27 protein-coding genes and 1 pseudogene are annotated in these 25,385 nt (G+C 68.7%); 19 read left to right on the top strand and 9 right to left on the bottom strand.

The genetic code is table 11. The features are described from left to right. Nucleotides 1-11: 11 nt before the first annotated feature. Nucleotides 12-443, top strand: a complete 432-nt coding sequence (locus ACF06X_RS03650) for a VOC family protein (protein WP_392285516.1) — start codon at nucleotides 12-14, stop codon at nucleotides 441-443. A 27-nt stretch (nucleotides 444-470) separates the two neighbouring features. On the opposite strand, the gene ACF06X_RS03645 is transcribed toward ACF06X_RS03650, so the two are convergent. Continuing rightward, complete coding sequence (locus tag ACF06X_RS03645) at nucleotides 471-998, bottom strand: GNAT family N-acetyltransferase (protein WP_392285515.1); 528 nt, start codon at nucleotides 996-998, stop codon at nucleotides 471-473. A 55-nt stretch (nucleotides 999-1,053) separates the two neighbouring features. Continuing rightward, nucleotides 1,054-1,140, bottom strand: a pseudogene (locus ACF06X_RS03640) (glutamine synthetase); the annotation flags it as partial. Nucleotides 1,141-1,478: 338 nt separating this feature from the next. On the opposite strand from ACF06X_RS03640, the gene ACF06X_RS03635 reads away from it, so the two are divergent. Next, nucleotides 1,479-2,765 (top strand): DUF6602 domain-containing protein, encoded by a 1,287-nt coding sequence (locus ACF06X_RS03635; RefSeq protein ID WP_392285514.1) that lies wholly within the window; start codon nucleotides 1,479-1,481, stop codon nucleotides 2,763-2,765. 428 nt (nucleotides 2,766-3,193) lie between these two features. Here ACF06X_RS03635 and ACF06X_RS03630 read toward each other — a convergent pair whose 3' ends face one another. From ACF06X_RS03630 to ACF06X_RS03620, 3 genes are all read right to left on the bottom strand, one after another. Continuing rightward, nucleotides 3,194-4,372, bottom strand: coding sequence for a protein kinase family protein (locus ACF06X_RS03630; RefSeq protein WP_392285513.1), 1,179 nt, complete (start codon nucleotides 4,370-4,372; stop codon nucleotides 3,194-3,196). Between the two features lie 588 nt (nucleotides 4,373-4,960). Then, nucleotides 4,961-5,770 carry a protein phosphatase 2C domain-containing protein gene (locus ACF06X_RS03625; protein ID WP_392285512.1) on the bottom strand — a complete coding sequence of 270 codons (810 nt, stop codon included), beginning with the start codon at nucleotides 5,768-5,770 and terminating at the stop codon, nucleotides 4,961-4,963. Nucleotide 5,771: 1 nt separating this feature from the next. Continuing rightward, entirely contained in the window at nucleotides 5,772-6,608 is an 837-nt protein-coding gene (locus ACF06X_RS03620) for a sigma-70 family RNA polymerase sigma factor (RefSeq protein ID WP_392285511.1), read from the bottom strand. Nucleotides 6,609-7,074: 466 nt separating this feature from the next. Between ACF06X_RS03620 and ACF06X_RS03615 the strand changes: the two genes are divergently transcribed. Both ACF06X_RS03615 and ACF06X_RS03610 read left to right on the top strand, forming a co-directional pair. Next, complete coding sequence (locus tag ACF06X_RS03615) at nucleotides 7,075-7,347, top strand: DUF6284 family protein (RefSeq protein WP_392285510.1); 273 nt, start codon at nucleotides 7,075-7,077, stop codon at nucleotides 7,345-7,347. Beyond that, a complete protein-coding gene (locus tag ACF06X_RS03610) occupies nucleotides 7,344-8,204 on the top strand; it encodes a protein spdB (protein ID WP_392285509.1) in 861 nt (286 codons plus the stop codon). Before ACF06X_RS03615 ends, ACF06X_RS03610 begins: the two co-directional genes overlap by 4 nt. 10 nt (nucleotides 8,205-8,214) lie before the next feature. On the opposite strand, the gene ACF06X_RS03605 is transcribed toward ACF06X_RS03610, so the two are convergent. Beyond that, nucleotides 8,215-8,490: a hypothetical protein gene (locus ACF06X_RS03605; protein ID WP_392285508.1), complete on the bottom strand. Its 276-nt coding sequence runs from the start codon at nucleotides 8,488-8,490 to the stop codon at nucleotides 8,215-8,217. Between the two features lie 299 nt (nucleotides 8,491-8,789). Between ACF06X_RS03605 and ACF06X_RS03600 the strand changes: the two genes are divergently transcribed. From ACF06X_RS03600 to ACF06X_RS03555, 10 genes are all read left to right on the top strand, one after another. After that, a complete protein-coding gene (locus ACF06X_RS03600) occupies nucleotides 8,790-9,167 on the top strand; it encodes a DUF6251 family protein (protein WP_392285507.1) in 378 nt (125 codons plus the stop codon). Between the two features lie 77 nt (nucleotides 9,168-9,244). Beyond that, nucleotides 9,245-9,406, top strand: a complete 162-nt coding sequence (locus ACF06X_RS03595; RefSeq protein ID WP_392285506.1) for a hypothetical protein — start codon at nucleotides 9,245-9,247, stop codon at nucleotides 9,404-9,406. Continuing rightward, entirely contained in the window at nucleotides 9,406-9,594 is a 189-nt protein-coding gene (locus ACF06X_RS03590; protein WP_392285505.1) for a DUF6257 family protein, read from the top strand. Before ACF06X_RS03595 ends, ACF06X_RS03590 begins: the two co-directional genes overlap by 1 nt. Before the next feature lie 91 nt (nucleotides 9,595-9,685). After that, nucleotides 9,686-11,758 (top strand): cell division protein FtsK, encoded by a 2,073-nt coding sequence (locus ACF06X_RS03585; RefSeq protein WP_392285504.1) that lies wholly within the window; start codon nucleotides 9,686-9,688, stop codon nucleotides 11,756-11,758. A 149-nt stretch (nucleotides 11,759-11,907) separates the two neighbouring features. Then, complete coding sequence (locus tag ACF06X_RS03580) at nucleotides 11,908-12,153, top strand: hypothetical protein (protein ID WP_392285503.1); 246 nt, start codon at nucleotides 11,908-11,910, stop codon at nucleotides 12,151-12,153. Between the two features lie 160 nt (nucleotides 12,154-12,313). After that, nucleotides 12,314-12,502 (top strand): hypothetical protein, encoded by a 189-nt coding sequence (locus ACF06X_RS03575; protein WP_392285502.1) that lies wholly within the window; start codon nucleotides 12,314-12,316, stop codon nucleotides 12,500-12,502. Between the two features lie 85 nt (nucleotides 12,503-12,587). Next, the gene (locus tag ACF06X_RS03570; protein WP_392285501.1) at nucleotides 12,588-13,457 is read left to right on the top strand and encodes a bifunctional DNA primase/polymerase; all 870 of its coding nucleotides are present in this window, start codon (nucleotides 12,588-12,590) and stop codon (nucleotides 13,455-13,457) included. 2 nt (nucleotides 13,458-13,459) lie between these two features. Then, the gene (locus ACF06X_RS03565; RefSeq protein ID WP_392285500.1) at nucleotides 13,460-14,935 is read left to right on the top strand and encodes an ATP-binding protein; all 1,476 of its coding nucleotides are present in this window, start codon (nucleotides 13,460-13,462) and stop codon (nucleotides 14,933-14,935) included. A 472-nt stretch (nucleotides 14,936-15,407) separates the two neighbouring features. After that, on the top strand, nucleotides 15,408-15,638 hold the full coding sequence (locus ACF06X_RS03560) for a helix-turn-helix transcriptional regulator (protein ID WP_392285499.1): 231 nt from the start codon (nucleotides 15,408-15,410) through the stop codon (nucleotides 15,636-15,638). 78 nt (nucleotides 15,639-15,716) lie between these two features. Then, nucleotides 15,717-16,982, top strand: a complete 1,266-nt coding sequence (locus tag ACF06X_RS03555) for a tyrosine-type recombinase/integrase (RefSeq protein ID WP_392285498.1) — start codon at nucleotides 15,717-15,719, stop codon at nucleotides 16,980-16,982. A gap of 75 nt (nucleotides 16,983-17,057) precedes the next feature. Here the strand turns inward: ACF06X_RS03555 and ACF06X_RS03550 are convergent, their stop codons facing one another. Further along, complete coding sequence (locus tag ACF06X_RS03550) at nucleotides 17,058-18,419, bottom strand: glutamine synthetase family protein (RefSeq protein WP_158986756.1); 1,362 nt, start codon at nucleotides 18,417-18,419, stop codon at nucleotides 17,058-17,060. 293 nt (nucleotides 18,420-18,712) lie between these two features. Between ACF06X_RS03550 and ACF06X_RS03545 the strand changes: the two genes are divergently transcribed. The 4 genes from ACF06X_RS03545 to ACF06X_RS03530 all read left to right on the top strand — a co-directional run bounded on the left by ACF06X_RS03545 (nucleotide 18,713) and on the right by ACF06X_RS03530 (nucleotide 21,077). Next, entirely contained in the window at nucleotides 18,713-19,066 is a 354-nt protein-coding gene (locus tag ACF06X_RS03545) for a hypothetical protein (RefSeq protein WP_392285497.1), read from the top strand. Nucleotides 19,067-19,126: 60 nt separating this feature from the next. Beyond that, nucleotides 19,127-19,774, top strand: a complete 648-nt coding sequence (locus ACF06X_RS03540; protein ID WP_392285496.1) for a DUF3105 domain-containing protein — start codon at nucleotides 19,127-19,129, stop codon at nucleotides 19,772-19,774. Nucleotides 19,775-19,875: 101 nt separating this feature from the next. Then, a complete protein-coding gene (locus ACF06X_RS03535) occupies nucleotides 19,876-20,511 on the top strand; it encodes a DUF305 domain-containing protein (protein WP_392285962.1) in 636 nt (211 codons plus the stop codon). Nucleotides 20,512-20,657: 146 nt separating this feature from the next. After that, nucleotides 20,658-21,077, top strand: a complete 420-nt coding sequence (locus ACF06X_RS03530) for a CBS domain-containing protein (protein WP_392285961.1) — start codon at nucleotides 20,658-20,660, stop codon at nucleotides 21,075-21,077. On the opposite strand, the gene ACF06X_RS03525 is transcribed toward ACF06X_RS03530, so the two are convergent. Further along, nucleotides 21,062-21,967 carry an alpha/beta fold hydrolase gene (locus tag ACF06X_RS03525; RefSeq protein ID WP_392285495.1) on the bottom strand — a complete coding sequence of 302 codons (906 nt, stop codon included), beginning with the start codon at nucleotides 21,965-21,967 and terminating at the stop codon, nucleotides 21,062-21,064. The two genes, ACF06X_RS03530 and ACF06X_RS03525, sit on opposite strands and share 16 nt — an antisense overlap. A gap of 226 nt (nucleotides 21,968-22,193) precedes the next feature. Between ACF06X_RS03525 and ACF06X_RS03520 the strand changes: the two genes are divergently transcribed. Continuing rightward, the gene (locus tag ACF06X_RS03520; RefSeq protein ID WP_392285494.1) at nucleotides 22,194-23,954 is read left to right on the top strand and encodes an NAD+ synthase; all 1,761 of its coding nucleotides are present in this window, start codon (nucleotides 22,194-22,196) and stop codon (nucleotides 23,952-23,954) included. Between the two features lie 168 nt (nucleotides 23,955-24,122). On the opposite strand, the gene ACF06X_RS03515 is transcribed toward ACF06X_RS03520, so the two are convergent. Further along, the gene (locus ACF06X_RS03515) at nucleotides 24,123-25,070 is read right to left on the bottom strand and encodes an endonuclease/exonuclease/phosphatase family protein (RefSeq protein WP_392285960.1); all 948 of its coding nucleotides are present in this window, start codon (nucleotides 25,068-25,070) and stop codon (nucleotides 24,123-24,125) included. Nucleotides 25,071-25,385 lie beyond the last annotated feature (315 nt).

Below are 25,385 nucleotides of genomic sequence, written 5' to 3'. Positions count from 1 at the left end.
AGACCTTCCCTATGAACTGGACACTCGAAGTCGTCCCCGTCCCCGTCACCGACATGGACCGGGCGAAGGAGTTCTACGGCGACAAGTGCGGCTTCAAGATCGACCTGGACGACGAGGTCGCGCCCGGGACGCGCATCATCCAGGCGACGCCGCCCGGCTCGCGCTGTTCGATCGCGATGCTCAGCGGCATGCCGACGATGCCGGGGACGAAGGAGATGGCGCCGGGGTCCCTGCACGGCCTCCAGCTCTGCGTCACGGACATCGAGGCGGCCCGCCGCGAGCTGCTGGACCGGGGCGTGGACGTCACCCCGATCCGCCACGTGGGCGAGAACGGCTGGGAGGACGGCAAGGGCGAGACCTGGAACTCCTTCATGTCCTTCGAGGACCCGGACGGCAACGGCTGGGTCGTCCAGGAGGCCCCGTCGGAGCTGTCCGAGCGCTGAGCCCAGGCCCCGGAGGGGGCGGGTCGGTCAGGTCGCCGGGGCGAACTCCACCCGGTAACACCGGACCCGCTCGTCCTCCCCCGCGTACCGCATCCCGGCCGCCTCCATCACATGCTGCGACGCCACGTTCCCCAGGTCGGCGTCGCCCTTGGCCCCGGCGATCCCCTGCTCTCGCGCGTACGCGAGGAGCGCGCGCAGCGCCTCTGTGGCGTACCCCCGCCCGCGTGCGCCGGGGACGAGCCCGTACCCGACCGTGACGTACCACTCCTCGTCCGGCGGCCCGTGAAACCCGATCCCGCCGACGGCGACCCCGTCCGCCCGCCGCCGTATCTCGTACGCCCCGAACACCCCGGGACCCCCCTGCGCGGCGACCCGGTCGAGCACCCGCCCCGCCACGGCCACATCCGCGTCCCCGGGATACCCCTCGGCCCACCGGTCCCCCGCCCCGGGCTCTCTGGCGGCGATCCGCCCGGCCTCGACGGCGCCGAGCGGATGCAACAGCAGCCGCTCGGTCGTCACCGGGGCGAGGGTCTCGGGATTGCGTACAGTCTCCATCGGCGCAGTCTCCGTGGGCCCCGACGGACCGTCAACGGAGTTTCCCAGGCGGGCGTCAGAGCACAGGAAGGTTCTTGCGCAGCTCGAAGGCCGTCACCTCGGAGCGGTACTCCTCCCACTCCTGCTTCTTGTTGCGGAGGAAGTGAAGCGCCGCCAGGGCCACTTGGAACGATCCCGAGAGCTGCACGTGAGAACGCTGCCCGACCGGTGGCCAGTGGTGGGCATCGGCGGCTTACGGCGGCCCTCGGACGGCCCACAGACGGCCCCGCACTTGCCATCCTCCCGCCCGACCGTCGTCGGTCTCCTGCGACCTCCGCTGCGCGCCAGCACTGACCGCTGCCCAGGTCCGCCGGCCGCCTGCACCGGCCTCCCCTCTTCTTCGCAGGAGGGCCCTTGCGTCGTTTCGCCGTATACCGGAGGGGCGCTGAGGCATCCTGTCTCTCTACCAAGCCGAACTGACGCACCCACAAGCGAGGCCCAGTGATTCGCACGCTTGCCGACCTTCTTTCGAGCATCATCCGAGAAGAGCTACCTAAACTCGACAATGCCCCCGTAAAGCATGCTCCGACGATTGGAGACATGTACGAGGGATTGTCTTCCGACATACTAAATCGCGCCCTTCCGGATGGATTGGGGCTGCGAGTGGTATCCGGATTTGCTCGCGATGGCCGCGGACACCTTTCCGGCCAACTTGATTGTATGGTGGTGCGGGGCGAGGGAGAGAAGATTCCATATACCGATTCATACGTATGGCACATCAAAGACATCATTGCCGTCGTCGAAGTTAAGAAGAATCTTCACTCAACCGAGCTTCGCGATGCGTTCACTCAGCTCAATACAGTCAGCGAGATTGAGAACGCCTACTATCAAGGCGCAGACGAGGAGCCGGACGGCCCTGACCAAAACATGACTCCGTCGGTTAGAACGTTTGCAGAGATGACCGGGAGAATAGCTTGGGATGGGGAGAGGCCTGTCAAACTCTCCTACGAAGATGACGCCCTGCTTCAAACGCTCCTCCTAGAGCAAGTTTCTGCGATTCGGGTCATTCTCGGGATTCACGGATTCAAGAGCGAGCGGGCGTTCCGATTGTCAATGGTGGACTACCTTGAGCGAAATGTTGGGATTACTGGATTCGGTCCGGCCAATTTCCCTCAATTGATCGTGTCGGGTGGATACTCTCTCGTCAAGGCCAACGGGCGACCCTTCATGACACCCCTGGTTGACGGGTGGTGGCCATTCTACTTTTCTACACCAGAAAACCCGCTGAGATTGCTTCTAGAGTTTATTTGGACACGCCTGGATGAGATGTACGGACTTGGCGGTGAAGCATGGGGGGAGGATCTTGAAACTGAGGTCGGCAGAACTCTCCTGAGCTTTCGCGCTGTCCGCGTCGACGGAAGAAGCGGCTGGGCAGTTCAAACGCATGATGCGGATAACGAGACCCTCGACGCGACCCCCACAATGAAACAATGGAGTCCGGAGTTCATTGGGTACGAGGAATTTGTTTTGCTCACACGGCTGCACCAAGGGAAGGACGTCCGTAGCGATGACCCTGAGATCATGTCATGGCTAGAGTCGCGCGGCGTGGCATTCAATGATGTTCGCGACCGCCTGCTGAAAACCCGCCTTGTCGCCTCATCTTTGCAGAGCCTGAAGCTCATCGCGAAGGAATGCCAGTTGGCAATTCTACCGACGGGCGAATACATCGCCGCGGAAAATAGCACTGGCCGATTGGATCGCTGGATCTCTCGCCGGATGGAGAATTGACGCGCCCGGTAAAGCACGAAGTTGGGGCCATGATCTTAGAGGCTCGCCCCAAAGTGGCTCCCTGAAGCCGTCGAGCCGACCGTCCCAGCCACAGAGGGGTTCGCAAACATCACCCGAGCCGTCAGGCGTGCGGCCGGCGGTCGGGCCGGAACGCGGCGGAGACAGGAGCGGCGGCCCGGACGACGGGCCTCACGCGCCGCGCCGTGCGCAGCGGGTTCCTGGGTGAGGTAGAGAAACTTTCACTTCGCCTGGGACAGCACAACCCGTCATTGCTGCCGACGGGTTGTGCCTGCTTCGTCATACTGACCGTTCGCACAGGCCGTCACGTGCCCAACCCACGGCGTCCAGGACACGTAGCGGGAGCCGTTACGCGTAAGTTCGATCGGTCCTCGCGCCGGGTGGGATGCCGAGGGCTTCACCCCTAGGTGTTATGCCGGAGCGTCCGTGGGCGGCGGAGTGGATTCCAGCCTCTCGACGTCACCAATTAGTTCGCGCACGCTCCCATAGCGATGGGCGACGTCATGCGCCGCACATTTCCGCACGATCTGACTCGGCGCATCATCTTGGGACATCAGAGCCTCTCTCCCAGTGAAGATATAGGAAAGCACCCAACCGATCGAGTAGATTTCATTGCGTACGCCATAGTCCTTGAAGTTCGCAAGGAGGGGGTCCCGATAGGTTCCTCGCATCTCTGTCTTTGTTCGCGTGAACTCGGAATTCTTATCCTTGGTGAGGCCGAAGTCCGACAGCTTTACAAGGACAGCCCCGCCATTGAAGGTCTTCACCAGAACGTTTTGGAGGCTGACATCGCGGTGAAGTAGGCCTTCGCTGTGGATGTAATTTACGCCGTACAGGAATTGCAGCGCAATTCTCTTCCGCGACGAAAATGGCAATGTACTGTTGCGCTTCTTGATGTACTTGCGGAGCGTAGACTCGCAAAACTCCATTAGGTATTCATTGCGAGTCGCGTCGTACTGGAATACCTCAACTATGTACGGGAACCTAAGGCGCTTGAGAATCTCGAACTCTTGCTGGAATCGATGAAGATCCCGTTCGCTCATGTCCTTGTTGGCGCGCTTTACAGCGAATTTGATTCCGTAGTCAGGGTCGACGAACGAGAACACCTTGGCGTACGAGCCTTCACCTATCAGCTGTAGCTGGGTGCGCTGGCTGGATTTTTTCAGTTTGATCTCGGTTTCTGAATGAGAGAAAATTGGCTCGTATTTGATGATTGCAATTTGCTTGAAGTCGTCCGGGATTGCACTGCCCCCGCTGCGCACCAGCCAAGACTGGCAGCTCCTTACAGCACCAGCATAGGACTCTGCGAGGTGCACCTGCATTCCGGCATGCTTGAGAGAATCAAGAAAGTTGGTGACTTCCTTGATGAGCGCGAGCATTTCCCTGCTTTGCTCGGCCCAGTAGTGGCGGGTCGTCTCCGCCCTGTCGTTGATGGATTCGAAATGCTCGTTTAGCCGTTCGTGAAGGCTGGCACAGGCGCGACCGAATTGAGGATCACTCACATATAGACGGAGGAAGGCATTCGAAACTTTCGTGTCTTCATAAGAATTCGAGAGGTCGGCCAGCATCAACTCGGTGGGGTCGGCCATTCCGTTATCCTCCTGAAGGGTGCTTTTTGCTCGCCTTCCTCTTCTGGCGCCTAGCCAGGTTAAGGTTCGTTGGGGGCTCGCGGGGCAAGAACCCCGGAAAAGAGCGAGGCGGGGCGACCCGCTCACGACTCGTCCCAGCTCCCATCCCGTCTGCCGTCGACCCACACGTACGTAAAGCGGGCGCGGTGCCAGGCGTCCAGGTCGTTCGTCCAGTGGGGCGCTCCACCTGGACGCCCGGTGCCGTGTCTGCTGGGCTTGTCCTGGGCCGACGGCAGACCGGATGGGAGTTCCTCGCCTCAACCATCCGCGGCCGGCACCCGCGCACGGAGCCCCCTCCCTCCCGGAGCCGCTCGCGCCACCGCCGGAGGCATTTCGCTGACCCGCGCCTTGCCTACTCGGCCGGGCCACATTGTGGTTCACCACCCATCAACCCGAGCTGTCAGGCGTGCGGCCGGCGGTCGGGCCTGAGCGGGGCGGAGACAGAAGCGGCGGCCCGGGCGACGGGCCGCACGCGCCGCGCCGTGCGCGGCGAGTGCCTTGATGAAGTAGAGAAACTAAGACCGCGCGTCACGAAGGATCACGGTTGCTCTAGGGGCGCAGGAAGACCGCAGTCGCGTCGTCATGTGGCTTGCTGCGTGGCCAGCGGGTTGTGGAGATGTCACTCAGCTCTAGTTCACGCACCCGGCTGATCAACGGCTCCGGCCCTTGGTGTTCGAGGAGGTCGAGGCACTCCGCCCAATCTGCCGCGGCGAAAGTGGTTGTCAGCCGTGCCGCACCATCCGTCAGGAGCGCGGCACGGGCCACGTCGCCTCTCGGGTAGGAACCGTGCAGGGCGGCGCTGGCGGCTTGTGGATCTGCCGCCGCTACCCAGTAGCCCCCTGGGTGGTTCCGGAGCGCTCGCTCCGTCTCCACTAGATGGGCGTGGAGCTGCCGGCGCTCAGCGGTATCCGGCAGCGCGGCCTTCATGGCAGACCGCTCCTCCCGAGCCACCGCTGCCAATCGGTTATCTGAGATCCCTTCCACCGAACGCCCGTCGTCGAGCAAGAGGGTGCAGTCCCCCAACACCAGCCATTCCACGACGTCTCCGCGTACTCGAAGCATCGCGAGCGTTGCCGAGGGAGACAGCGGATCGTCGACGGCGCACGTGTCGCGGTGCAGTTCTGCCGTGTGCACGATCGCCGAGGCGAGGGCCTCCGGGAGCGTGTCGCTGCTACTCGCAGCGGAGCACAGTGCCACCCCCAACGTCCTGGCGAACCAGGAGACGCCGTGGATGCATGGTGACCGCAGCTCGTTGGGCATCCCGGCGCCGTCCAGGAGTACGACTACGTCGTCATCCCAGATCGCGAAATCCTCGTTGGCCCGCCCGGGGCAAGCGCTGCTGAAGGCCGAGACGAACATGTCAGGCAGCCTCGTGCAGCAGCACACCGCTCGCTGATCGGCTCGCCTTCACCGACTTGTCCCCAGGCGTGTAGTCGCACGCAACGACCATCGAGAAGGGGGAAGTACCCGCCTGCTCATAGAGAGAGGCGAGGTTTTCGTTCAGGTAGTGGGCCACGCCCAGTGACCCGACAGCGTGAACACCCGCGATGAGGAGGAACGTTCCCTGCCCGTCCGGCCGAGGAAGCCTTCCCAGGTAGGCCACGTCTGCCGGGGTCGCGTCGTTCGGGTCGTCGCTCGGCGAGGTGTACACCGTGCCGCTCTCTCGCTCCACGAGAGCCCACCGCCCGTCGGTCAGGGTCTCGAACGAGAGCCGCGGGTCCAAGCTGAGCGCGGCCGCAGCGGCAGCAGACGTCTTCGGCCCACAGACGACGACCAGGTCCTCGCGGTTCAGGTCGAGTTCTCCTGAGACCGGGATGTACTGGAGCTCTCCGTCAAGTTGGAGGCTATGCGCCAAGGCCAGCATCTTCTGTCCCGTGGAGCTGTCTTCCACTGCCACGTACTCCCGCTCTCCGGGGCGTAGCGGTACGGCCACCTGGACGCTCTGCGTCCCGAGGAATGCCCGCTCCGGCGGCGGGCCGGCGTCCCGGAGTTGGGCAACTCGGGCGCGACTAACTCCCATGAGCTTCGCTACGTCGGCCATGGAGTGACCGTTCTTCCTCAACCACGCGATGCTCTCCTTGCGCATGCGTGAGGTCTCGATGACAGCCGATTGCAGCTCTGTCATGAGGTCAGCAGCGGCCTTGACTCGCAGGGCATGGTCCTGCATCGCCGAGACCCGTCGAACTTCCTCGATCAATGTCCCGCCTCGCGTATCGGCTCAGTGAAGTACTTCCAGCACCCATGTTAAGGGGGGCTTGACATCAAGCGCCAGCCGCCGCCATGCTCTGTGGCAACCCCCCCTTAACAGGAGGGCTACCGGATCGCTCGGGTGGTAACCCTCCCTTGCCATTTCCGGTGATGCCCGGAGAGCCCGTTAAACGGCTTGAAGGAAGCGATCGGTGCTTGAGAACTGAACAGCGTGATGAGAGATGAGGCCGCCGCCTCCTCGATAAGGCGGTCGGCGCGGCGAAGGTCCGCGCACTCAACCTCTCCGCAGCCCACGGCTGCGGCCGGTTGCCTCCTCCGCCCGTCCGGCCCCTCGCGGGGCCCGTACGGGCGGGGCTGAGGGGAGCCGGAGATTCCTGGTTCTACGGCGTGAGCCCCCGGAGCGGTAACTCCGGGGGCTCGGTTCGGGCCGCTCTCTTGGAAGGGAACACGACCCAATGAAGTCCATCGCTGCACTTCAGGCCGCTGTTACGGCCACCCCGTTCGACGGTGAGCCGTCGGACGCGGAGCTGGACGCGATCGATACCGAGATGCCGCTGATCCTGGCGGAGGTCGACCTGCTCGACGCGCAGATCATGACCATCGACCGGCCGGCCACCGAGCTGGACACGCGCCGTGTGCGCCGGGCCCGGAACCGGGTGCTGGCCGCGCGGCGTGACCTGACGAACCGCACCGCTGGCGGGCTGAGCGTGCCGGGGGGCGCGGCATGAACGCTAAGACTGTGCTGCCCGCCGTCGCGATGACGGCGGTGTCCATGGTGCTGACCCTGGCTGTCGTCGTGATGTGGCTGGGCACGGCGATGCCGTGGCCGGTCGCCCTGGTCGTCGGCCTCGGCATCGACGGCGGGTGGCTGGCCACCCTCGCCTACGAACGTCGCCTGGCCGCGCAGGGCGACCGGTCGAACGGCGTCACGATCGTCGGCTGGTGCTTCGGTCTAGTCGCCACCGGTGTCCTGGTCGCCCACGCGCTCACCGCCGAGGAGTCCACCGGCGCGTGGCTGGCCGTCGCGTGGCTGCCCGTTGCCGCGAAGGCGCTCTGGCTGGTGCACGGGCTGTGGGAGCGCACCGCACTCACCCCGGGAGCTCTGGGAGCGATCCGCGGAATCCAGCAGGAAGCCCGGGACGAAGCGGCCGTGGCCCGCGCCCGGCTGCGGGCCGAGGCCGCCACCGAGGAGACCCGGCTGACGGCCGTGACGCAGGCCGGTGCCCGCGTCGCACGCGTCCAGGCCAAGACGGCACAGACGCTCTCCCGGGCGTGGTCGACGCTGGAGACGGCCCGGGACGGCGAGGACACCGGACGGGCGCTGACCAGCGTGACGACCCGCGTCACGCCCGGCGTCACACCCACCTGGGACTTGCCGGTCTGGGGCCCCACCGAACCCGTGGCGCTCGCCCTGGACGCGGCTCCCGCCCTCACCAACGAAACGCTCGACGCGCTGGTCGACCAGATCCGTCACAGTGAGAACCCGGCACTGTCCTACCGGGAGATGGCCACCCGCTTTCGCGCGGCCGGCCACTCGGCCTCGGAAGTCCGGCTGCGAGCCGCATGGAAGCGCGTGGCCGCCTGATGGGCACCGGTCAGGCGGTTGGACCCGCTTCACGGCTGATCAGGTACTCGATCCGCTCCGGAAATACGGGGATCCCGTACCTGCGCGGGATGTCCGTCAAGACCCGGTCGGGGACGTCGTAAAGGTCCCCATCGAGTCGTTCCAGTTCAACCCAGGACCGAACCTCTGCATCCGATAGCCCCGCCAACCGGTGACGGCCCCGGTACGCGCCTGTGGACCGGTCGAACTCCTCCAGAAGCCACACGGCCACGGACTGCCCTGTCATCCAGCCGCGCTGATCCTCCATGGCCGCGACTGTAGCCGCCGAGACGCCGGGTATCGCATCCCCCGCCTCGCTCGGCATGTGCACCCCCTGCGCCTACCCCGCCGCCGCCGCTTCCTGACCGGCATGACCGGTCAGCTCCAAACGAGGTCTGCCAGCTCCTCCAGCCAGTACCTCACCCGGTGCCACCGGCGACAGAACCGCTTCGGACGCCCCCACCGGCGCTCGCCGAGCGGCCGGTGGCACTGCTTGCACCGCTTCACACGCGTCTGCTGCTCCCCCATGGCCGCGACTCTAGCGGCCCCTCTGACCAGGGAGAACCCGTGAACAATCTGCCCGAACCCGCGCCCGTCGTGAGGCTCCCGGACGGCACGTACACCTACGCCGACCACCTGCTCGCCATCCACCAGCCGACCACCACCCCGCAGGTGGTCCATCAGCACATCCACCAGGCGCCGCCGGACCGCACGGTGCAGCGCATCGCGCTCGGCTCCGGTGTCGGCGCCGGCGCGGTCGCCGCCGGAGTCTACTTCGGCCCCCTCCTCGTCGGCGCGCTCACCGCGATCGCCGCCAACCTCGCCATCCTCGCGTTCCTCGCCGTCGCCCTCACCTGGGTCGTCACCACGGTCGTGAAGACGGTCGGCGGCAGCGACAGCAAGGTCGCCGCGAAGACGGTCCGCAGGGCCCGCCGCCGTCGCTGACGGCTGCCTGTCCGCCCCGGGACGTGCCGGGGCGGGTGGGGAGCCGGACAGCCCGGCCCCAGAAGGGACCCACTGCTGTGGACAGCACCCAGTACCGCGAGCGTGCCGAACAGCTCCTGACCAGTCAGCACCACCTCGACCTCAGCCCCGCCGTCGTCGAGCAGGCGGCCGTCTGGGCCCAGCTCGCCACCGCCGCCGCCATCACCGAGACCAACGAGCAGAAGGCGGAGGCCAAGTGATGGCGAACACCCGTGACCCGAAGCTGACGGCCGGTGAGACCGCCAAGGTCGCGTACTACGTCGCCCGTATGGCCAAGCGCTCCATCGCCAGCGAGACCGTCCACCAGGGCGACCTGGAACGGAAGGTCGAGCGGGTCATCGACAAGGCCCGTAAGCGGGCCGAGAGCGACGCCAAGAAGCGCAAGTAGCTGTGCCCCGGGGCGGTCGACAGCCGCCAAGCATCCCGACCGCCCCGGGCCCTGCACCGCCACCCTTACCGAGCAGCAGCAGGAGACCAGCATGACCGAGAACACCATGGCCGCCCACCTGCGGCCCGTGCCCGACATCGACGAAGAGACCCCCACCGCACCCGTGGCCGTGGACAATCCGGCTCTGCCGGAGCCGAAGGTGACCATCGAGAAGCGCAAGCCGGTCCTCGCCGGGTGGCTGACCAACCGGCGCGACTTCCTCGCCACCACCCGCCACGCGGGCGCCAACCTCGGCTATGCGGCCCTGTTCCACGGGGTGCGCCTGCCGGTCTACGCCGGACGCCTCGCGCTGACGTCACCGCGGGGAGCGTGCCGGTTCATCGCCTCCACCAACCGGTGGGTGTGGGACCGCGAGGCCGCACCGTTGCGGGACTACGCGGTGCGGACCGAGGACGTCGAGGAGTACATGCGCCTGGCGAAGCTGCGGGCCGGACGCATCCGGCTTCGCGGGCTGGTGACGCTGGTCGCGGCCGTGTTCGGCGCCGGGTTCGCTCTCTGGCTCTACGTCATCGCCCCCGCCTACCTGTACGCGTTCGCCGCCGGCGGAGTCCTCCTGCTGGGCTTCGCCGGTCAGCAGCCCGACGCCCCGGTCGTCGGCCCTGCGGTGCTGAAGACCGAGGTACAGAAGCTCACCGGGTCGATCGTGCTGCGCGGCCTGGACTCGATCGGCAACGCAAAGATCTCCGCCGCCATCAAGAAGGGCGGCGACATGAACGGCCTCAGGTTCGTCTCCGAGATCGTCCGTGACGGGCCCGGATACCGGGCCGACCTGGACCTTCCCTACGGTGTGACGCCCGAGGACATCATGGAGGCCCGCAAACCGCTGGCCTCCGGCCTTCGCCGCAAGACCGGCTGCGTGTGGCCCTCCCCTGACCCCGAGCAGCACGAAGGACGCCTGGTGCTCTGGGTCGGGGACAAGCCGATGAACGAGACCACGAAACCGGCCTGGCCGCTGCTGAAGACGGGCACGGTCGACCTGTTCAAGCCGGTCGTGTTCGGCAACGACCAGCGAATGCGGGACGTGACGGTGACCCTCATGTTCGCCGCGATCGTCGTCGGCTCCATCCCCCGCATGGGCAAGACGTTCCTCATGCGGCTGCTCCTGCTCATCGCCGCTCTCGACCCCCGCGCGGAGATCCACGCGTTCGACTTCAAAGGCACCGGTGACTTCGGCGCCCTGGAGCCGGTCTGCCACCGCTACCGCGCCGGCGAGGAAGACGAGGACATCGAATACGTCGTCGCCGCACTGCGGGAGCTGAAAGAGGAGCTGCGCAGGCGGGCGAAGGTCATCAAGTCCCTGCCCCGCTCCCGCTGCCCGGAGTCGAAGGTCACCCCGGCCCTCGCCAACGACAAGTCGCTCGGGCTGCACCCGATCGTGGTCGGGTTCGACGAGTGCCAGGTGCCCTTCGAGCACGAGGAGTACGGCAAGGAGATCGAGGCCATCTGCACCGACCTCGTCAAGCGCGGCCCCGCGCTCGGGATCGTCGGCATGTTCGGCACCCAGCGGCCCGACGCCAAGTCGCTGCCGACCGGCATCTCCGCGAACGCCGTGCTGCGGTTCTGCCTGAAGGTCATGGGCCAGCCCGCCAACGACATGGTGCTGGGCACGTCGATGTACAAGTCGGGATACCGGGCCACGATGTTCTCCCGCTCCGACCGTGGCATCTGCTGGATGGCCGGCGAGGGCGACGACCCCCGCATCGTCGCCTCCGCGTTCGTCGACGCCGTCGCCGCCGAGCAGGTCGTCGCCCGCGCCCGCCAGGCCCGCGAGGAGTACGGCAACGTCACCGGCCACGCCATCGGCAAGGGCCCCGACAAAACCACCGGCAGCGACATCCTCGCCGACGTCCTCGACGTCATCCCCGACGGCGAGAAGGCCGTGTGGTGCGAGCGGATCGCGCAGCGTCTCGCCGAGCTCCGCCCCAACACCTACGCCGGGTGGAAGGGCGAGAACGTCACCGCCGCACTCAAGCCCTGGGGCATCAAGCCCGGCCAGGTCTGGGGCCAGACCGACGACGGCAAGGGCGCCAACCGACGCGGCATCGAACGCGCCGACATCACCGCCGCCATCACACGCCGTAACGCCGACAGGGCCGCCGCCTGACCCCAGCACCACTGCTAGACCTAGCACCCGCGCCCGCTAGGTCTAGCAGCCCCGCTAGCAACCAAACCTGGCCCTGACCTGCGCACTAGCGTCTAGCAGCCCACCTGCGAAAACCCCCGGAAACAGCCCCTGAGAGGGAGTGACCACCCATGCTCGCCGCTAGCACCCTGCTCCTGGTAGCCACCCTCGCCGGTTACGCACTGTTGTGTGCCGCGTCGCCGTTCGGCCCCTGCCGCACATGCCGGGGCCTCGGCTACAAGCACGTCCTCGACTGCAAGGGCCGCCCCAAGCGGGCCAAGCCCTGCCGCCGCTGCAAGGGCCACGGCAAGCGCCTCCGCCTCGGCCGCCGCCTCTCCAACCACAGCCGCGCCGTCCACCAGGCCGGCACCCGCTGAGCCGCGTCGTGGGACCGGTGGCCGCCCACCTAGTCGCGGACTCGCTCAAGAGCAAGGGCTCGCCAGCACGACCACCGGTCCATGTCCCCAAGCTTGCGAGCACCCGGGGCCCCGCGCAGCCTACCCACCCACCTCACCCAGTGATCAAGGGAGTTTCGGCATGGCCATCACGGTCTCGCTCGTCGCCCTGTTCGGGCTCGTCCTGTTCTTCCTCCTGCGCTCCCACAGCCTCACCCCCGGCGCCGCGTTCACCGCCGCAGGGTTCGGGTTCTTCCTCGCCTCCACCGGCGCCGCCGAACCCATCAACCAGCTCACCACGGCCGTCGTCCAGGCCATCCCCAACCTCTAACAACGACAAGGGCGGCCCCCGTCTCGCCAAAGTCCGGGGCCGCCCTCACATCCAGCGCTGAACAAGAGAACTGGAGACACCCAGCATGACTCATCCGACCCTCGTCCGGCGAGACGTCCGGACCGATCATCCCCTCGACATCGCCCTGCACCTGGCGGCCGGCGCCTTGCCGGTGCTACCGCTTCGCGCCGGGAAGGTCCCGTTCGGCAACTGCCGCACCTGCGCGGACAACGCGTGCAGCGGCCGGCCGAACATGAAAGCCGCGGGGAACTGCGCCTGCCCCCGCCCATGCCACGGGTGGGCCGCCGCCACGACCGACCGCGACGTCCTCTCCTCCCCGGCCTGGGCAGTCGCGTGGAGCCGGGCCGAGACGGTCGCCTACCACCCGGGCGGCGCCGGGGTGACGGTGGTCGACCTGGACGACGCCGACGCCATCGCGTGGGCCCGCGAGAACCTGCCACCGACCCGCACCGTCGCGACGACGCGGGGCGAGCACTGGATCTACCGGGGCACGATGCGCTCCGCTAACGCCGTGCGCCCTGGCGTGGACATCAAGTCGTCCATGTCCTACGCCCGATGGCTCGGGACCGGAACCGGCATCATGGCTCCGCTGCCGTCAGTCGTCCGAGCTCTGGTCGTCAAGGCGTCCGCCGTCGTCCGGCCCGTGCGGTCCGCCGTGTCCGCGCCAGCCGGTGACGGGCAGTGCCCTCACCGTTCGCCCGTGTTCCTGGAGCGTGGCATCGCCATGGCGGAGCAGCGCATCACCGAGGCACGCACCCAGGTCCACGCGACCGTGTACCGGACGTTCCTCGCGGTGCTGTCCGCACACGGCCGGTGCGGGTGCCTCACCGAACCGCACATCGACCGGCTGTTCACCGCCGCGCAGGCCCAAGGTGAAACGGCCCGGCACTGCACCGAAGCGTGGGCCAACGCCCGAACGAGCCTGGGACTGTGACGATGGCTGACGACGAGAAGACTCCGGCCCGCGAGGTCATCACCGACTACGCGCAGCAGCATTTCCGGTACTTCCGCACCGCCGACGGCACCGTCTACGCGCAGAAGAACGGCCATCCCGTCGCACGGCCGATCCGCTCACAGGGCACGACCGGCAGCCACCGCCAGGAACTCATGGTCGGCCTGTTCAAGGACGGACACGGCGTATTCAACGGCACCGCCCTCAAGGAGGCATTGGACTTGATCGAGGCACTCGCACTCACCGAGACCGTGCAGCCGGTCCACATCCGCGTCGCGCCCGGGTTCGACGGGGCGACGTGGCTCGACCTGGGTCGCGACGACGGCAAGTCCGTCCGCATCCACCCCACCGGCTGGGACATCACCATCCCCGACCCCCAGGAAGTGTGCTGGCGCCGTACCCAGCTCACCGGGGAACTGCCCCTGCCGGCCAAGGACACCAACGGCAAGGGCATCGACCTGCTGATGCGGCTGTGTAACTTCGCCAATGCGGAGACCGAGTGCCTGGCCCTCGCGTGGCTGATCGGGTGCCTCGGGCCGTCCGTGCCCGTCCCCGCACCGTTCCTCACCGGTCCACAGGGCGCGGGCAAGTCCACCGGCGGACGGATGCTGGTGCGGATCATCGAGGGGATGAGCGGCGACCTGCGCCGCGCGCCGAAGGACGAGGAGAACCTGATCGCGGCCGTGGCCGCGGGCTGGGTCACCGCCCTGGACAACCTCTCCCACATGACCCCGGACCTGTCCGACGCCATGTGCTGCATCGTCACCGGAGCCGAGAACGTCAAACGCGCCCTGTTCACTGACGGCGACGTCGTCCGCTCCCGCTACCGCCGCCCGATGCTCCTCACCGGGATCGACGTCGGAGTGATCCGCCCCGACCTCGCCGAACGTCTCCTCCCGCTGCGTCTGGAGCGCCCGCAGGTGCGGCGGACCGAGGCGGAACTGTGGGCGGAGTACGAAGAGGCCCTGCCCCTCATCCTCGGCTCGCTCCTCGACCTGACGGTCAAAGTGCGGGCCGCCGAAGCGGACATCCCCACCGACCTGCGGATGGCCGACTTTGCCCACCTGTGCGCGCAGCTCGACGCGGCGACCGGCGTCGGTGCACTGGACGCCTACCGGGCAAGCCTGGACGACCTCAACGACGACGTCATTGAGGGTGACTTGCTGGCCCAGACCGTCCTCAAGCACGCCGCCGGGATGGCTCCAGGCGCGGAAGTGCGGATGACGTCCTCGGAGTGGCTGCACGCGCTCACCGGCCTCTACAGCGGCGAGGAATGCCGTCCCTTGCCGAAGGGGTGGCCCACCACCGGCAAAGTCCTCTCCGACCGGCTCAAGCGACTCCAGCCGACGCTTGCCGCACGCGGCGTACTCGTCGACTGGGGCCGCACCAGTACCGCCCGCTACATCGAGATGACCCGACGCCCCGCCCCGGCCCTGGACCAGCCGGACCCGATGTTCTGACCCGACCCGCCGCCAGGGCTCACGCACAAGCAAGAGGAGCACCCGCGCCCAGGCCAGGGGTGCTCCTCTTGCTGTTCGGCGGCTCGCCGCCGCCCGAGGGACGCGCCGCGAAGCGGCCCCTCTTCACGTCCTAAGGCACGCACAACCACAGACACCACCCCCTTCTCTTTTCCTAAGAAGGGAAGCGCTGCGTCACCTGCGTCACGACAGCCCCGCATACGGCTCGTGAGCTGGGGCTATGGCGGTGACGCAGGCGCCAATCTCTGCGTCATCCCGCGTCACCTGCGTCATCCGGTGACGGACGCAATGACACGCCGATGACACACGACCCGGCCCCTGCGTCAAACGAAACCGCAGGTCAGACGTGCGGAAGACGCAGATGACGCAATGACGCAGAAATTCTCACCTCGGACAGACGCAACCACCCGAGGCGGGAGAGCCGACGTCACTCCAACTCCCGGAGGGCAACCCAGTGCCGCCCACATCCGACCCTCGCTCCACGCTCCGAGGCGGTCTGCCGGACCGCTACCTAACCCCCGAAGACATCGCCGCGATGTTCTCCGTCCCGATCGAGACCGTCTACCACTGGCGCAAGCAGCGCACCGGCCCACCCGGATTCCGCGTCGGCCGCCACGTCCGTTACGACCCCGCCGCCGTGCAGGCCTGGGTCGTCCAGCAGAGCGACCTCGACGCCGCCGCCTGATCCGCCCTCCTCGGCCCGTGGCGCTCCTCACCGGAGCGCCACGGGCCTTCCCGTACCCGAAAGGACCGCAGCGCCCCTATGGCCGGCCACATCCAAGACCGCTGGTACAAGACCGAGACCGGACCCGACGGCAAGCCCCGCCAGGTCAAGACCGACCGCTACGGCCTCGGGCTCCGCTACCGCGCCCGCTACATCGGCCCCGACGGCACCGAGAAGTCCAAGAGCTTTCCCGACAAGCAGAAGCGTCTCGCCGCCCAGTGGCTCGCCCACATCGAGGCAGACATGTCCCGAGGTCAGTACGTCGACCCGGCCGCCGGCCGGACCACGTTCCGGCAGTACGGGGAGAAGTGGCTCGCATCCCAGACGACGGACCCCACGACGCAGACGGCCGTGGCCGTACAGCTCAGGCGCCACGCGTTTCCGTATATCGGGACTCGGCCGCTCGACTCGTTCCGGCCCGAGCACATCCGCGACTGGCTCAAGGAGCTGGAGACGGCCCTGCCTGTGTCCTCATACCGACGCGTCATCTTCGCCAGCGTCTCGGCGGTGCTCGCCGCGGCCGTGGACGATGAACTGCTCGCCAAGAACCCGTGCAAGTCACGCTCGGTCCGGCCGCCGGCGGCTGTACCGCCCCGGGTGAAACCGTGGACTCCGGATGTGCTGTTCGCGGTGCGTTCCGCGCTGCCCAGGCGATACCAGGCCATGGTCGACGTCGGCGGCGGGTGTGGCCTTCGGCAAGGCGAAATCTTCGGTCTCGCCGAGGAACACGTCAGGTACGACACCGGATGGCTGCGCGTGGCAAATCAGGTGAAGGTGGTCAACGGCCATCTCGTATTCGGCCCGCCAAAGCGCGGAAAGGAACGTGACGTCCCACTCCCCCGCCAGGTCGCCCGCGTTCTCCGCGAGCACGCCGAGGAATTCCCGCCTGTCGACGTCACCCTGCCGTGGTTGAGGCCGGACGGGCCACTCGTGACGAAGCGGCTGTTCTTCTCGCTCACGGGTGGCGGCGCCGTTCGGCGGACCGACTTCAACACCCGCGTCTGGAAGTTCGCGCTCGTCGAGGCCGGCATCATTCCCGAGCCCGAGGAGGGCGAGCGCCACCAGGCCGCCCGCGAGCACGGGATGCACGCGCTGAGGCACTTCTACGCTTCCGTCCTGCTGGACGCGGGCGAGAACATCAAGGCGCTGAGCACGTACCTGGGCCACAGTGACCCCGGCTTCACGCTCCGGGTCTACACGCACCTCATGCCGAGCAGCGAGGGGCGGACGCGCAGGGCCGTCGACGACATGTACAGGGCGCTCGGTGAAACGTCGGACGGCCCACAGACGGCCCAGGGCGGGTGAGACGACTCAGGGCCAGCGGCTGACTGCCGCTGGCCCTGATCGTCGTTTCGGGGCTGTGCCCGCTCTGACCTGTGCTTACAGCACCGGGAGGTTCTTCCGCAGCTCGAAGGCGGTGACCTCGGAGCGGTACTCCTCCCACTCCTGCTTCTTGTTGCGGAGGAAGAAGTCGAAGACGTGCTCGCCCAGTGTCTCCGCGACCAGTTCGGACTTCTCCATCAGGGCGATCGCCTCGCCGAGGTTCTGCGGCAGCGGCTCGATGCCCATCGCGCGGCGCTCCGCGTCGCTCAGCGCCCAGACGTCGTCGTCCGCGCCGGCCGGGAGTTCGTAGCCCTCCTCGATGCCCTTGAGGCCCGCCGCGAGGAGGACCGCGTAGGTCAGGTAGGGGTTGGCGCCCGAGTCGATGGAGCGGACCTCGACGCGGGAGGAGCCCGTCTTGCCCGGCTTGTACATCGGGACGCGGATCAGGGCCGAGCGGTTGTTGTGGCCCCAGCAGATGTACGAGGGGGCCTCGCCGCCCGCGCCCGCGCTGCGGGCCGAGCCGCCCCAGATGCGCTTGTAGGAGTTGACCCACTGGTTGGTGACGGCCGAGATCTCGGCCGCGTGCTTGAGCAGGCCCGCGATGAAGGAACGTCCCACCTTGGAGAGCTGGTACTCCGCGCCCGACTCGTAGAACGCGTTGCGGTCGCCCTCGAAGAGAGAGAGGTGCGTGTGCATGCCGGAGCCCGGGTACTCCGAGAACGGCTTCGGCATGAAGGTCGCCTGCACGCCCTGCTCCAGCGCGACCTGCTTCATGACCAGGCGGAAGGTCATGATGTTGTCGGCCGTCGACAGCGCGTCCGCGTACCGCAGGTCGATCTCCTGCTGGCCCGGCGCGCCCTCGTGGTGGGAGAACTCCACCGAGATGCCCATCGACTCCAGCATGGTGATCGCCTGGCGGCGGAAGTCCATGCCCACGTTCTGCGGGGTGTGGTCGAAGTAGCCCGAGTTGTCGGCCGGGGTCGGCTTGGTGCCGTCCAGCGGCTTGTCCTTCAGGAGGAAGAACTCGATCTCGGGGTGGGTGTAGAAGGTGAAGCCCAGGTCCGAGGTCTTGGCGAGGATGCGCTTCAGGACGAAGCGCGGGTCCGCGAAGGACGGCGAGCCGTCGGGCATGAGGATGTCGCAGAACATGCGGGCCGTGCCCGGTGCCTCCGCGCGCCAGGGCAGGATCTGGAAGGTGCCCGGATCCGGCTTGGCGATCATGTCCGACTCGTAGACGCGGGCGAAGCCCTCGATGGCGGAGCCGTCGAAGCCGATGCCCTCGTCGAAGGCCTGCTCCAGCTCGGCGGGCGCCACGGCCACCGACTTCAGGAAGCCGAGCACGTCGGTGAACCACAGCCGCACGAACCGGATGTCGCGCTCCTCGAGCGTCCGGAGCACGAATTCCTGCTGCTTGTCCATATCCACACCCATCTTCGCTGGTCAGGCCGCCTGTTCCCACCGCCTCGGGCACATCGGGGGGCACCTGAGCATCCCACCACATGGTTTCGCGCACGTTGCACACCCATAGTGCCTGCTCCGGTGTGACACAGGTAACGGGGGGACCGGCCGTTTCCGTGCGCCTGTTCCCCCCGCCCGCGCGCCGCCGGCCGCCCTCCCCGTCCACCCACCTGTCCCGTACGGCCCCCTGACCACTACGATCTCGGCCCATGGGGGGCACTCCACTCGTACGCCCGTTCCGGCGCGCGCGTCCCATGGCACTGCTGAGTGCCGTGGCGACGCTCCTCGCCGCGCTCTTCGTCTGCCTGGGCGCGGGTGAGCCGGCCGCCCACGACATGGCCGGACGCGACATGGCCGGACGGGCGGCGCACGCCCCGCACACCACCGTCGTCGCGGACGAGTACGTCTGCCCGTACGACGACGGCGACTGCTCTCTCTTCCCCTCCCTCAGCCCGGCGGTGCTCACCGCGCCGCCGCTCGACCCCCCGCCGCACGCGGAGGGCCGGCTCCCGCGCCCGGCGCCGTCGTACGACACCGGGTGGGCGCCCCGCCCCGACGCACAGCCCCGTGCGCCGGACCTCCACGTCCTTCAAGTGCTGCGGACATAGCGGCCGGGCCCGCACGCCGCACGTCTCACGTCACCCCACATCGAGAAGGACGACATCACCATGGCCGCCAACCGCTCCTCCCACTCCGACCGCCGCGCCCGAATAGAGGAGATGCGCCGCGCCGAGCAGGCCCGCGAGCGCCGTAACCGCATCATCACGATCGGCGTCTCCGCCGTGGTCGTCCTGAGCCTCGTCGGCTTCGGCGGCTATGTGCTCAACGAGAAGTCGAACGAGAAGGAGCAGCAGGAGGCCGCCGCCAAGGCCCCCATCAAGGACGAGAAGTCCTGGGACGCCAAGAAGCTCGGCCGCAACCACGTCACCACCCCCGTCGCGTACGAGATGAAGCCCCCGGTCGGCGGCGACCACGACCAGGTCTGGCAGAACTGCGACGGTGACGTCTACACCAGCAAGATCGCCGAGGTGAACGCCGTGCACTCGCTGGAGCACGGCGCCGTCTGGGTCACGTACAACAAGAAGGCCGCCGAGGCCGATGTGAAGAAGCTCGCCGAGAAGGTCGAGAAGACGCCGTACTCCCTGATGAGCCCGGTCGACGACCAGGCCGGCGCGATCATGCTGAGCGCGTGGGGCAAGCAGGTGACGGTGGACAGCGCGAGCGATCCGCGGATCGACGCGTTCTTCACCAAGTACGTGCAGGGCCCGCAGACCCCGGAGCCGGGCGCGGCCTGCACCGGCGGGATCGGCCAGTGACGGGTGCGCGCCCGCCGCGTACGTCCCCGGCGTCCACGTCCCCGGCCGGCGCGCCCCCGGCCCGTACGCCGGTGACCCGTACGTCTCCGGCGCGTACGTCGTTGACCCGTACGCACTGGGCGTCGATCGTCGCGGTCGTGCTCGCGCTGCTCTTCGCCGGGGGCGCCGTCACGGTCGCCTCGGCGCAGCGCGAGGAGGCCCCGAGGACGCCCCTGTCGAACTCGGCGGACGCGGGCTTCGCCCGTGACATGGCGGTCCACCACCAGCAGGCCGTCGAGATGTCCTTCATCGTGCGGGACCGTACGACCGACGACGACGTGCGGCGCCTCGCGTACGACATCGCCAACACCCAGGCCAACCAGCGCGGCATGATGCTGGGCTGGCTGGACCTGTGGGGGCTGCCGAAGACCGAATCCGGCACCGAGCCGATGGCCTGGATGGGGATGGGCGGCCACGGGGCCACCGGGCCCCTCGACGGCGCGCTGATGCCCGGCATGGCGACGAAGACGGAGCTGCGTCAGCTGCGGAAGGCCTCCGGCAAGGAGGCGGAGATCCTCTACCTCCAGCTGATGACCGACCACCACAAGGGCGGTGTCCACATGGCCCAGGGCTGTGTGGAGAAGTGCTCGGTGGACGTGGAGCGGAACCTCGCCCAGGGCATGGTCGAGGCGCAGGAGTCCGAGATGGGTCTGATGGCGGAGCTGCTGAGGCAGCGGGGCGCGAAGCCCCGCGCCTGACCCGCGTGGCCCACGTGCCCCACGTGGGCCGCCTGGAGCCGCGCGGCCCCCGCGACCTCACCGGTCGCGGGGGCCGCTCCGTACGCGCACAATGGGTGACGCTCGGGGACGTACGTACGACGACGTTCTACGGAGGTACGCACCCCATGACCACGGCGAAGGACATCATGCACACCGGGGCCCGCTGGATCCCGGCCCACGAGACGCTCGACCGTGCCGCGCAGCTGATGCGCGACCTCAACGTCGGCGCCCTGCCGATCGCGGACGAGAACGAACGGCTCTGCGGCATCATCACGGACCGCGACATCGTGGTCAACTGTGTGGCCATGGGTCACGACCCGGCGAGGGTCACCTGCGGCGAGATGGCGCAGGGCACTCCGCGCTGGATCGAGGCGAACTCGGACGTGAGCCAGGTCCTGGAAGAGATGACGGGCCACCAGATCAAGCGGCTGCCGGTCATCGAGAACAAGCGCCTGGTGGGGATGATCAGCGAGGCCGATCTCGCCAGGCACCTGGACGACGAGCAGATCAAGGCGTTCGTCGAGCAGGTCTACGCCCGGTCCTGAATCCGGGCCGGCTTCTGGATCGACGGGTCCCGCGGCGACGGTTCCCGCGTCGACGGGGCCTGGTCGAGTACCGCTCGCGCCACCGCGTCCGGGCGGTCCAGCATCATCAGATGGCCCGACGGCTCGGCCGCCTCGTAGTGGGCGCCGAGCTGTCGGGCCAGCTCGCGTTGTCGCCGCGCCCAGCGGGCGGAGCCGTTCGGGGCGGCGAGCACGGTGGCGGGCAGGCCGGGCGGCAGCGCGAAGCGCTCGCGCAGGGCGAGGAGTTCGGCGGCGACCGCGCGGTAGTGGGTGTTCTCCAGGAGGGCGCCGTGCAGCACGCGTGAGGTGGCGTAGCAGCGGCGTACGAGCGCGGCGGGGGCCGGGTCGCCGCCGGCGGCGCGCGACAGCCGTACGGTGGCGCGGCGGACGGCCGGGCCGACGGCGGCCGGCGCTCCGGTGGCGCTGAGGAGCGTGCCGAGGCCGCGGGCGGCGGCGGTGCGCAGGGCGGGGGCGACGGGGGTACGGGCGTGCTCCTCGACGGAGGAGTCGACGAGGACGATCCCGGCGGCGCGGGCCGGGTGGAGCCGGGCGAAGGCCTCGGCGTGGAAGCCGGCGATCGAGTGGCCGACGACGGTGGCCGGTCCGGGCAGCCGCAGCGCGTCGAGGAGCGCGGCGACGCGGTGGGCCTCGCCGGTGGCGCTGGGCGGGACGGCGGCGGGGGCGGAGAGCCCGTGCCCCGGCCGGTCGAAGCGGACGACCGTGCGGTGGGGGGCGAGCAGCGGGACGACCGGGTCCCAGTCGAACCAGCTCATGGCGAGCCCGGCGCTCAGGACGCAGACGGGCCCCGACCCCTCGACGACGACATGGTGGGCGACGCCCCCGACCCGTACGAACAGGCTCGAGTCGTTCACGAACGCTCCCTGGGGTGCGGGGACGGGCACGGGCGCGGGCCCGGACAGACGGACGGGCACAGGCGCGACCGCGGGACGGGACGGGACGAGACGGGACGAGACGGGTACAGGCGCGCCCACGGGATGGGACGGGCACCGCGATCCAGACTGCCACGAGCCCGATCCGCGGCCGTCGGCCGGCCCGTACGCCAGGACATAGCGTCGGTCTGACGATTACACTGGGCCCGTGCCTCAACTACGCCTCGCTCTGAATCAGATCGACTCGACCGTCGGCGATCTCGCCGGGAACGCCGAGGCGATCGTCCACTGGACCCGGCACCCCGCCGAGCAGGGCGCGCATCTGGTCGCGTTCCCCGAGATGGCGCTGACCGGCTACCCCGTCGAGGACCTCGCGCTGCGGTCGTCCTTCGTCGAGGCGTCCCGGGACGCCCTGCGGGCGCTCGCGCGGCGCCTCGACGCCGAGGGTTTCGGGGAGCTGCCGGTCGTCGTCGGCTATCTCGACCGCTCGGAGCGGGCCGAGCCCCGGCTCGGGCGGCCGGCCGGCTCCCCCGAGAACGCGGCCGCCGTGCTGCACCGCGGCCGGGTGGCGCTCCGCTTCGCCAAGCATCACCTTCCCAACTACGGCGTCTTCGACGAGTTCCGCTACTTCGTCCAGGGCGACACGATGCCCGTCGTACGGGTCCACGGCGTGGACGTCGCCCTCGCCATCTGCGAGGACCTCTGGCAGGAGGGCGGCCGGGTGCCCGCCGCGCGGAGCGCGAACGCCGGGCTGCTCGTCTCGATCAACGCCTCGCCGTACGAGCAGAACAAGGACGACACCCGCCTTGAGCTGGTCCGCAAGCGGGCCCAGGAGGCCGGCTGCACCATCGCCTATCTCGCGATGATCGGCGGCCAGGACGAGCTGGTCTTCGACGGCGACTCGATCGTCGTCGACGCGAACGGTGAAGTGATCGCGCGCGCCCCGCAGTTCTCCGAGGGCAGCGTCCTTCTCGACCTCGATCTGCCGGCCGCCGCGGCCGACGCGCCCGAGGGCATCGTCGACGACGGGCTGCGCATCGACCGGGTCGTCCTCTCCGAGGACCCGCTGCCGGCCTACGAGGCGGAGCTGACGGGTGGTTACGCGGACCGGCTCGACGACGACGAGGAGGTGTACTCGGCACTGGTCGTCGGCCTGCGCGCGTACGCCGCCAAGAACGGCTTCCGTTCCGTCCTCGTCGGCCTGTCCGGTGGCATCGACTCGGCGCTCGTCGCGGCGATCGCCTGCGACGCGGTCGGGGCGCAGAACGTCTACGGCGTGTCGATGCCGTCGAAGTACTCCTCGGACCACTCCCGGGCCGACGCCGCCGAACTGGCCCGCCGCACCGGGCTCAACTTCCGTACGGTGTCGATCGAGCCGATGTTCGACGCGTACATGGGCGCCCTCACCCTCACCGGCCTCGCTGAGGAGAACCTGCAGTCCCGGCTGCGCGGGACGCTGCTGATGGCCCTCTCCAACGAGGAGGGCCACATCGTCCTCGCGCCGGGCAACAAGTCCGAGCTGGCGGTGGGGTACTCGACCCTGTACGGCGACTCGGTCGGCGCGTACGGGCCCATCAAGGACGTCTACAAGTCGACCGTGTTCCGCCTCGCCCGCTGGCGCAACCGGGCGGCCCGGGAGCGCGGGCAGACCCCGCCGATCCCGGAGAGCTCGATCTCCAAGCCGCCGAGCGCCGAGCTGCGCCCCGGGCAGGTCGACACGGACTCGCTGCCGGACTACGACGTCCTGGACCGGATCCTCGCGCTGTACGTCGACCGTGACCAGGGCCGGGACGCGATCGTGGCGGCCGGTTTCGACGAGGAGCTGGTGGCCAGGACGCTGCGGATGGTGGACATGGCGGAGTACAAGCGGCGCCAGTACCCGCCGGGCACCAAGATCTCGGCGAAGGGCTTCGGCAAGGACCGCCGGCTGCCGGTCACGAACCGCTGGCGGGAGACGACGATCCGCTGACGGCCGGGTCGGGCGCGCGCCGGGCTCGCGCTCGTGTCCGTGCCCGAGCTCGCGCCCGTGCCCGTGCCCGTGCCGAGGGGACTTCCCGCGACGACGCGGGACGAGCCGGGCGAGCGCCGCCATGGCCGGCGGGCCGAGGACGGTCACGACAAGGCGTTTCGGGGGGCGTCAGAGCCGGACGCGGGCCGCGATCGGCAGGTGGTCGCTCCTGGTCTCCGGCAGCGTCCAGGAGGAGACCGGCTCGACGCCCTTCACCATGATCTGGTCGATCCGCGCCATCGGGAACGAGGCCGGCCAGCTGAAGCCGAAGCCGTCGCCCGACGCGCCCTGCGTGGAGCGCAGCTGCGAGGTGACCGCGTTGAGCGAGCGGTCGTTCATGGTGCCGTTGAGGTCGCCGAGCAGGACGATCCGCTCGTGCGGGTCGGCGGCGATGGCCTCGCCCAGCGCGTCCGCGCTGTTGTCGCGCTGGTTGGCGGTGAAGCCCGCGTTCAGCTTCACCCGTACGGACGGGAGGTGGGCGACGTACACGGCCACGTTCCCCTGGGGCGTGGCGACGGTGGAGCGCATGGCGCGGGTCCAGCCCATCCCGATGTCCACCGGACGGGTGTCGGTCAGCGGGTACCTGCTCCACAGCCCGACGGTGCCCTGCACGGAGTGGTACCTGTACGTGTCGGCCAGGCCGCGCTCGTACACCGGGACCATCTCGCCCTTGAGCTCCTCCAGGGCCACCACGTCCGCGCCGGAGCCGGCGATCTGGCGGGCGGTGCCCTCGGGGTCGGGGTTGTCGGCGTTCACGTTGTGGGTGGCGACGGTCAGGTCGCCGCCCGTGCCCGACTTGTCGGTGATCAGACCGCCGAAGACGTTGAGCCAGACGAGGGCCGGCAGCAGCAGGGCGACCAGCGCGGTCGCGGAGCGCCGCAGCAGGGCCAGGACGAGGAGCACCGGCACGAAGAGGCCGATCCAGGGCAGGAAGGTCTCGGTGAGGCTGCCCAGGTTGCCGATCCGGTTGGGGATCTCGGCGTGGAAGACCATCAGCAGGGTGAGCAGCACCGCCGTGCCGGCCAGGACGATGCCGCGGCGCCAGATGCCCCGGTCGCCGCGCCAGCGGTCGAGCATCGATCGGAACCGGGATCCGGAGCGCTCGTCCCGGGCGCCGCCGTTCTCGGTCGCCGTCATGTCCACCCGCGCCATCGCTCTGTCCTCACTGCCTTGCTGCCGTGCTGCCTTGCTGCTGTGCTGCTGTGCTGCCGTGCTTGTCTTGCTGCCGTGCCTGTCCTGCGGTTCGCCGCTGTCCGGCTCGGTGACCCGACCTCGACACTAGGTGATGAGGGCTCGGTCGTACTGCCACGAGGGACGACGGGACGGCGCGGCGGGTTCCTGCCGGTGGCGAAGGCGGCGGGGCTGTGACAGAACGCGCACATTCGTACGGAT

Source organism: Streptomyces sp. NPDC015346 (assembly GCF_043078785.1).
Taxonomy (GTDB): Bacteria; Actinomycetota; Actinomycetes; order Streptomycetales; family Streptomycetaceae; genus Streptomyces.
This window is presented reverse-complemented; position numbering and strand designations above follow the sequence as displayed.

What these genes read in the sequence shown, in the direction of transcription:
- ACF06X_RS03650 (WP_392285516.1), top strand. Translation starts at nt 12, where the DNA reads ATGAACTGGACACTCGAAGTCGTCCCCGTCCCCGTCACCGACATGGAC.
- ACF06X_RS03645 (WP_392285515.1), bottom strand. Translation starts at nt 998, where the DNA reads ATGGAGACTGTACGCAATCCCGAGACCCTCGCCCCGGTGACGACCGAG.
- ACF06X_RS03630 (WP_392285513.1), bottom strand. Translation starts at nt 4,372, where the DNA reads ATGGCCGACCCCACCGAGTTGATGCTGGCCGACCTCTCGAATTCTTAT.
- ACF06X_RS03625 (WP_392285512.1), bottom strand. Translation starts at nt 5,770, where the DNA reads ATGTTCGTCTCGGCCTTCAGCAGCGCTTGCCCCGGGCGGGCCAACGAG.
- ACF06X_RS03615 (WP_392285510.1), top strand. Translation starts at nt 7,075, where the DNA reads ATGAAGTCCATCGCTGCACTTCAGGCCGCTGTTACGGCCACCCCGTTC.
- ACF06X_RS03610 (WP_392285509.1), top strand. Translation starts at nt 7,344, where the DNA reads ATGAACGCTAAGACTGTGCTGCCCGCCGTCGCGATGACGGCGGTGTCC.
- ACF06X_RS03605 (WP_392285508.1), bottom strand. Translation starts at nt 8,490, where the DNA reads ATGGAGGATCAGCGCGGCTGGATGACAGGGCAGTCCGTGGCCGTGTGG.
- ACF06X_RS03590 (WP_392285505.1), top strand. Translation starts at nt 9,406, where the DNA reads ATGGCGAACACCCGTGACCCGAAGCTGACGGCCGGTGAGACCGCCAAG.
- ACF06X_RS03585 (WP_392285504.1), top strand. Translation starts at nt 9,686, where the DNA reads ATGACCGAGAACACCATGGCCGCCCACCTGCGGCCCGTGCCCGACATC.
- ACF06X_RS03580 (WP_392285503.1), top strand. Translation starts at nt 11,908, where the DNA reads ATGCTCGCCGCTAGCACCCTGCTCCTGGTAGCCACCCTCGCCGGTTAC.
- ACF06X_RS03575 (WP_392285502.1), top strand. Translation starts at nt 12,314, where the DNA reads ATGGCCATCACGGTCTCGCTCGTCGCCCTGTTCGGGCTCGTCCTGTTC.
- ACF06X_RS03570 (WP_392285501.1), top strand. Translation starts at nt 12,588, where the DNA reads ATGACTCATCCGACCCTCGTCCGGCGAGACGTCCGGACCGATCATCCC.
- ACF06X_RS03565 (WP_392285500.1), top strand. Translation starts at nt 13,460, where the DNA reads ATGGCTGACGACGAGAAGACTCCGGCCCGCGAGGTCATCACCGACTAC.
- ACF06X_RS03555 (WP_392285498.1), top strand. Translation starts at nt 15,717, where the DNA reads ATGGCCGGCCACATCCAAGACCGCTGGTACAAGACCGAGACCGGACCC.
- ACF06X_RS03550 (WP_158986756.1), bottom strand. Translation starts at nt 18,419, where the DNA reads ATGGACAAGCAGCAGGAATTCGTGCTCCGGACGCTCGAGGAGCGCGAC.
- ACF06X_RS03545 (WP_392285497.1), top strand. Translation starts at nt 18,713, where the DNA reads ATGGCACTGCTGAGTGCCGTGGCGACGCTCCTCGCCGCGCTCTTCGTC.
- ACF06X_RS03540 (WP_392285496.1), top strand. Translation starts at nt 19,127, where the DNA reads ATGGCCGCCAACCGCTCCTCCCACTCCGACCGCCGCGCCCGAATAGAG.
- ACF06X_RS03530 (WP_392285961.1), top strand. Translation starts at nt 20,658, where the DNA reads ATGACCACGGCGAAGGACATCATGCACACCGGGGCCCGCTGGATCCCG.
- ACF06X_RS03515 (WP_392285960.1), bottom strand. Translation starts at nt 25,070, where the DNA reads ATGCTCGACCGCTGGCGCGGCGACCGGGGCATCTGGCGCCGCGGCATC.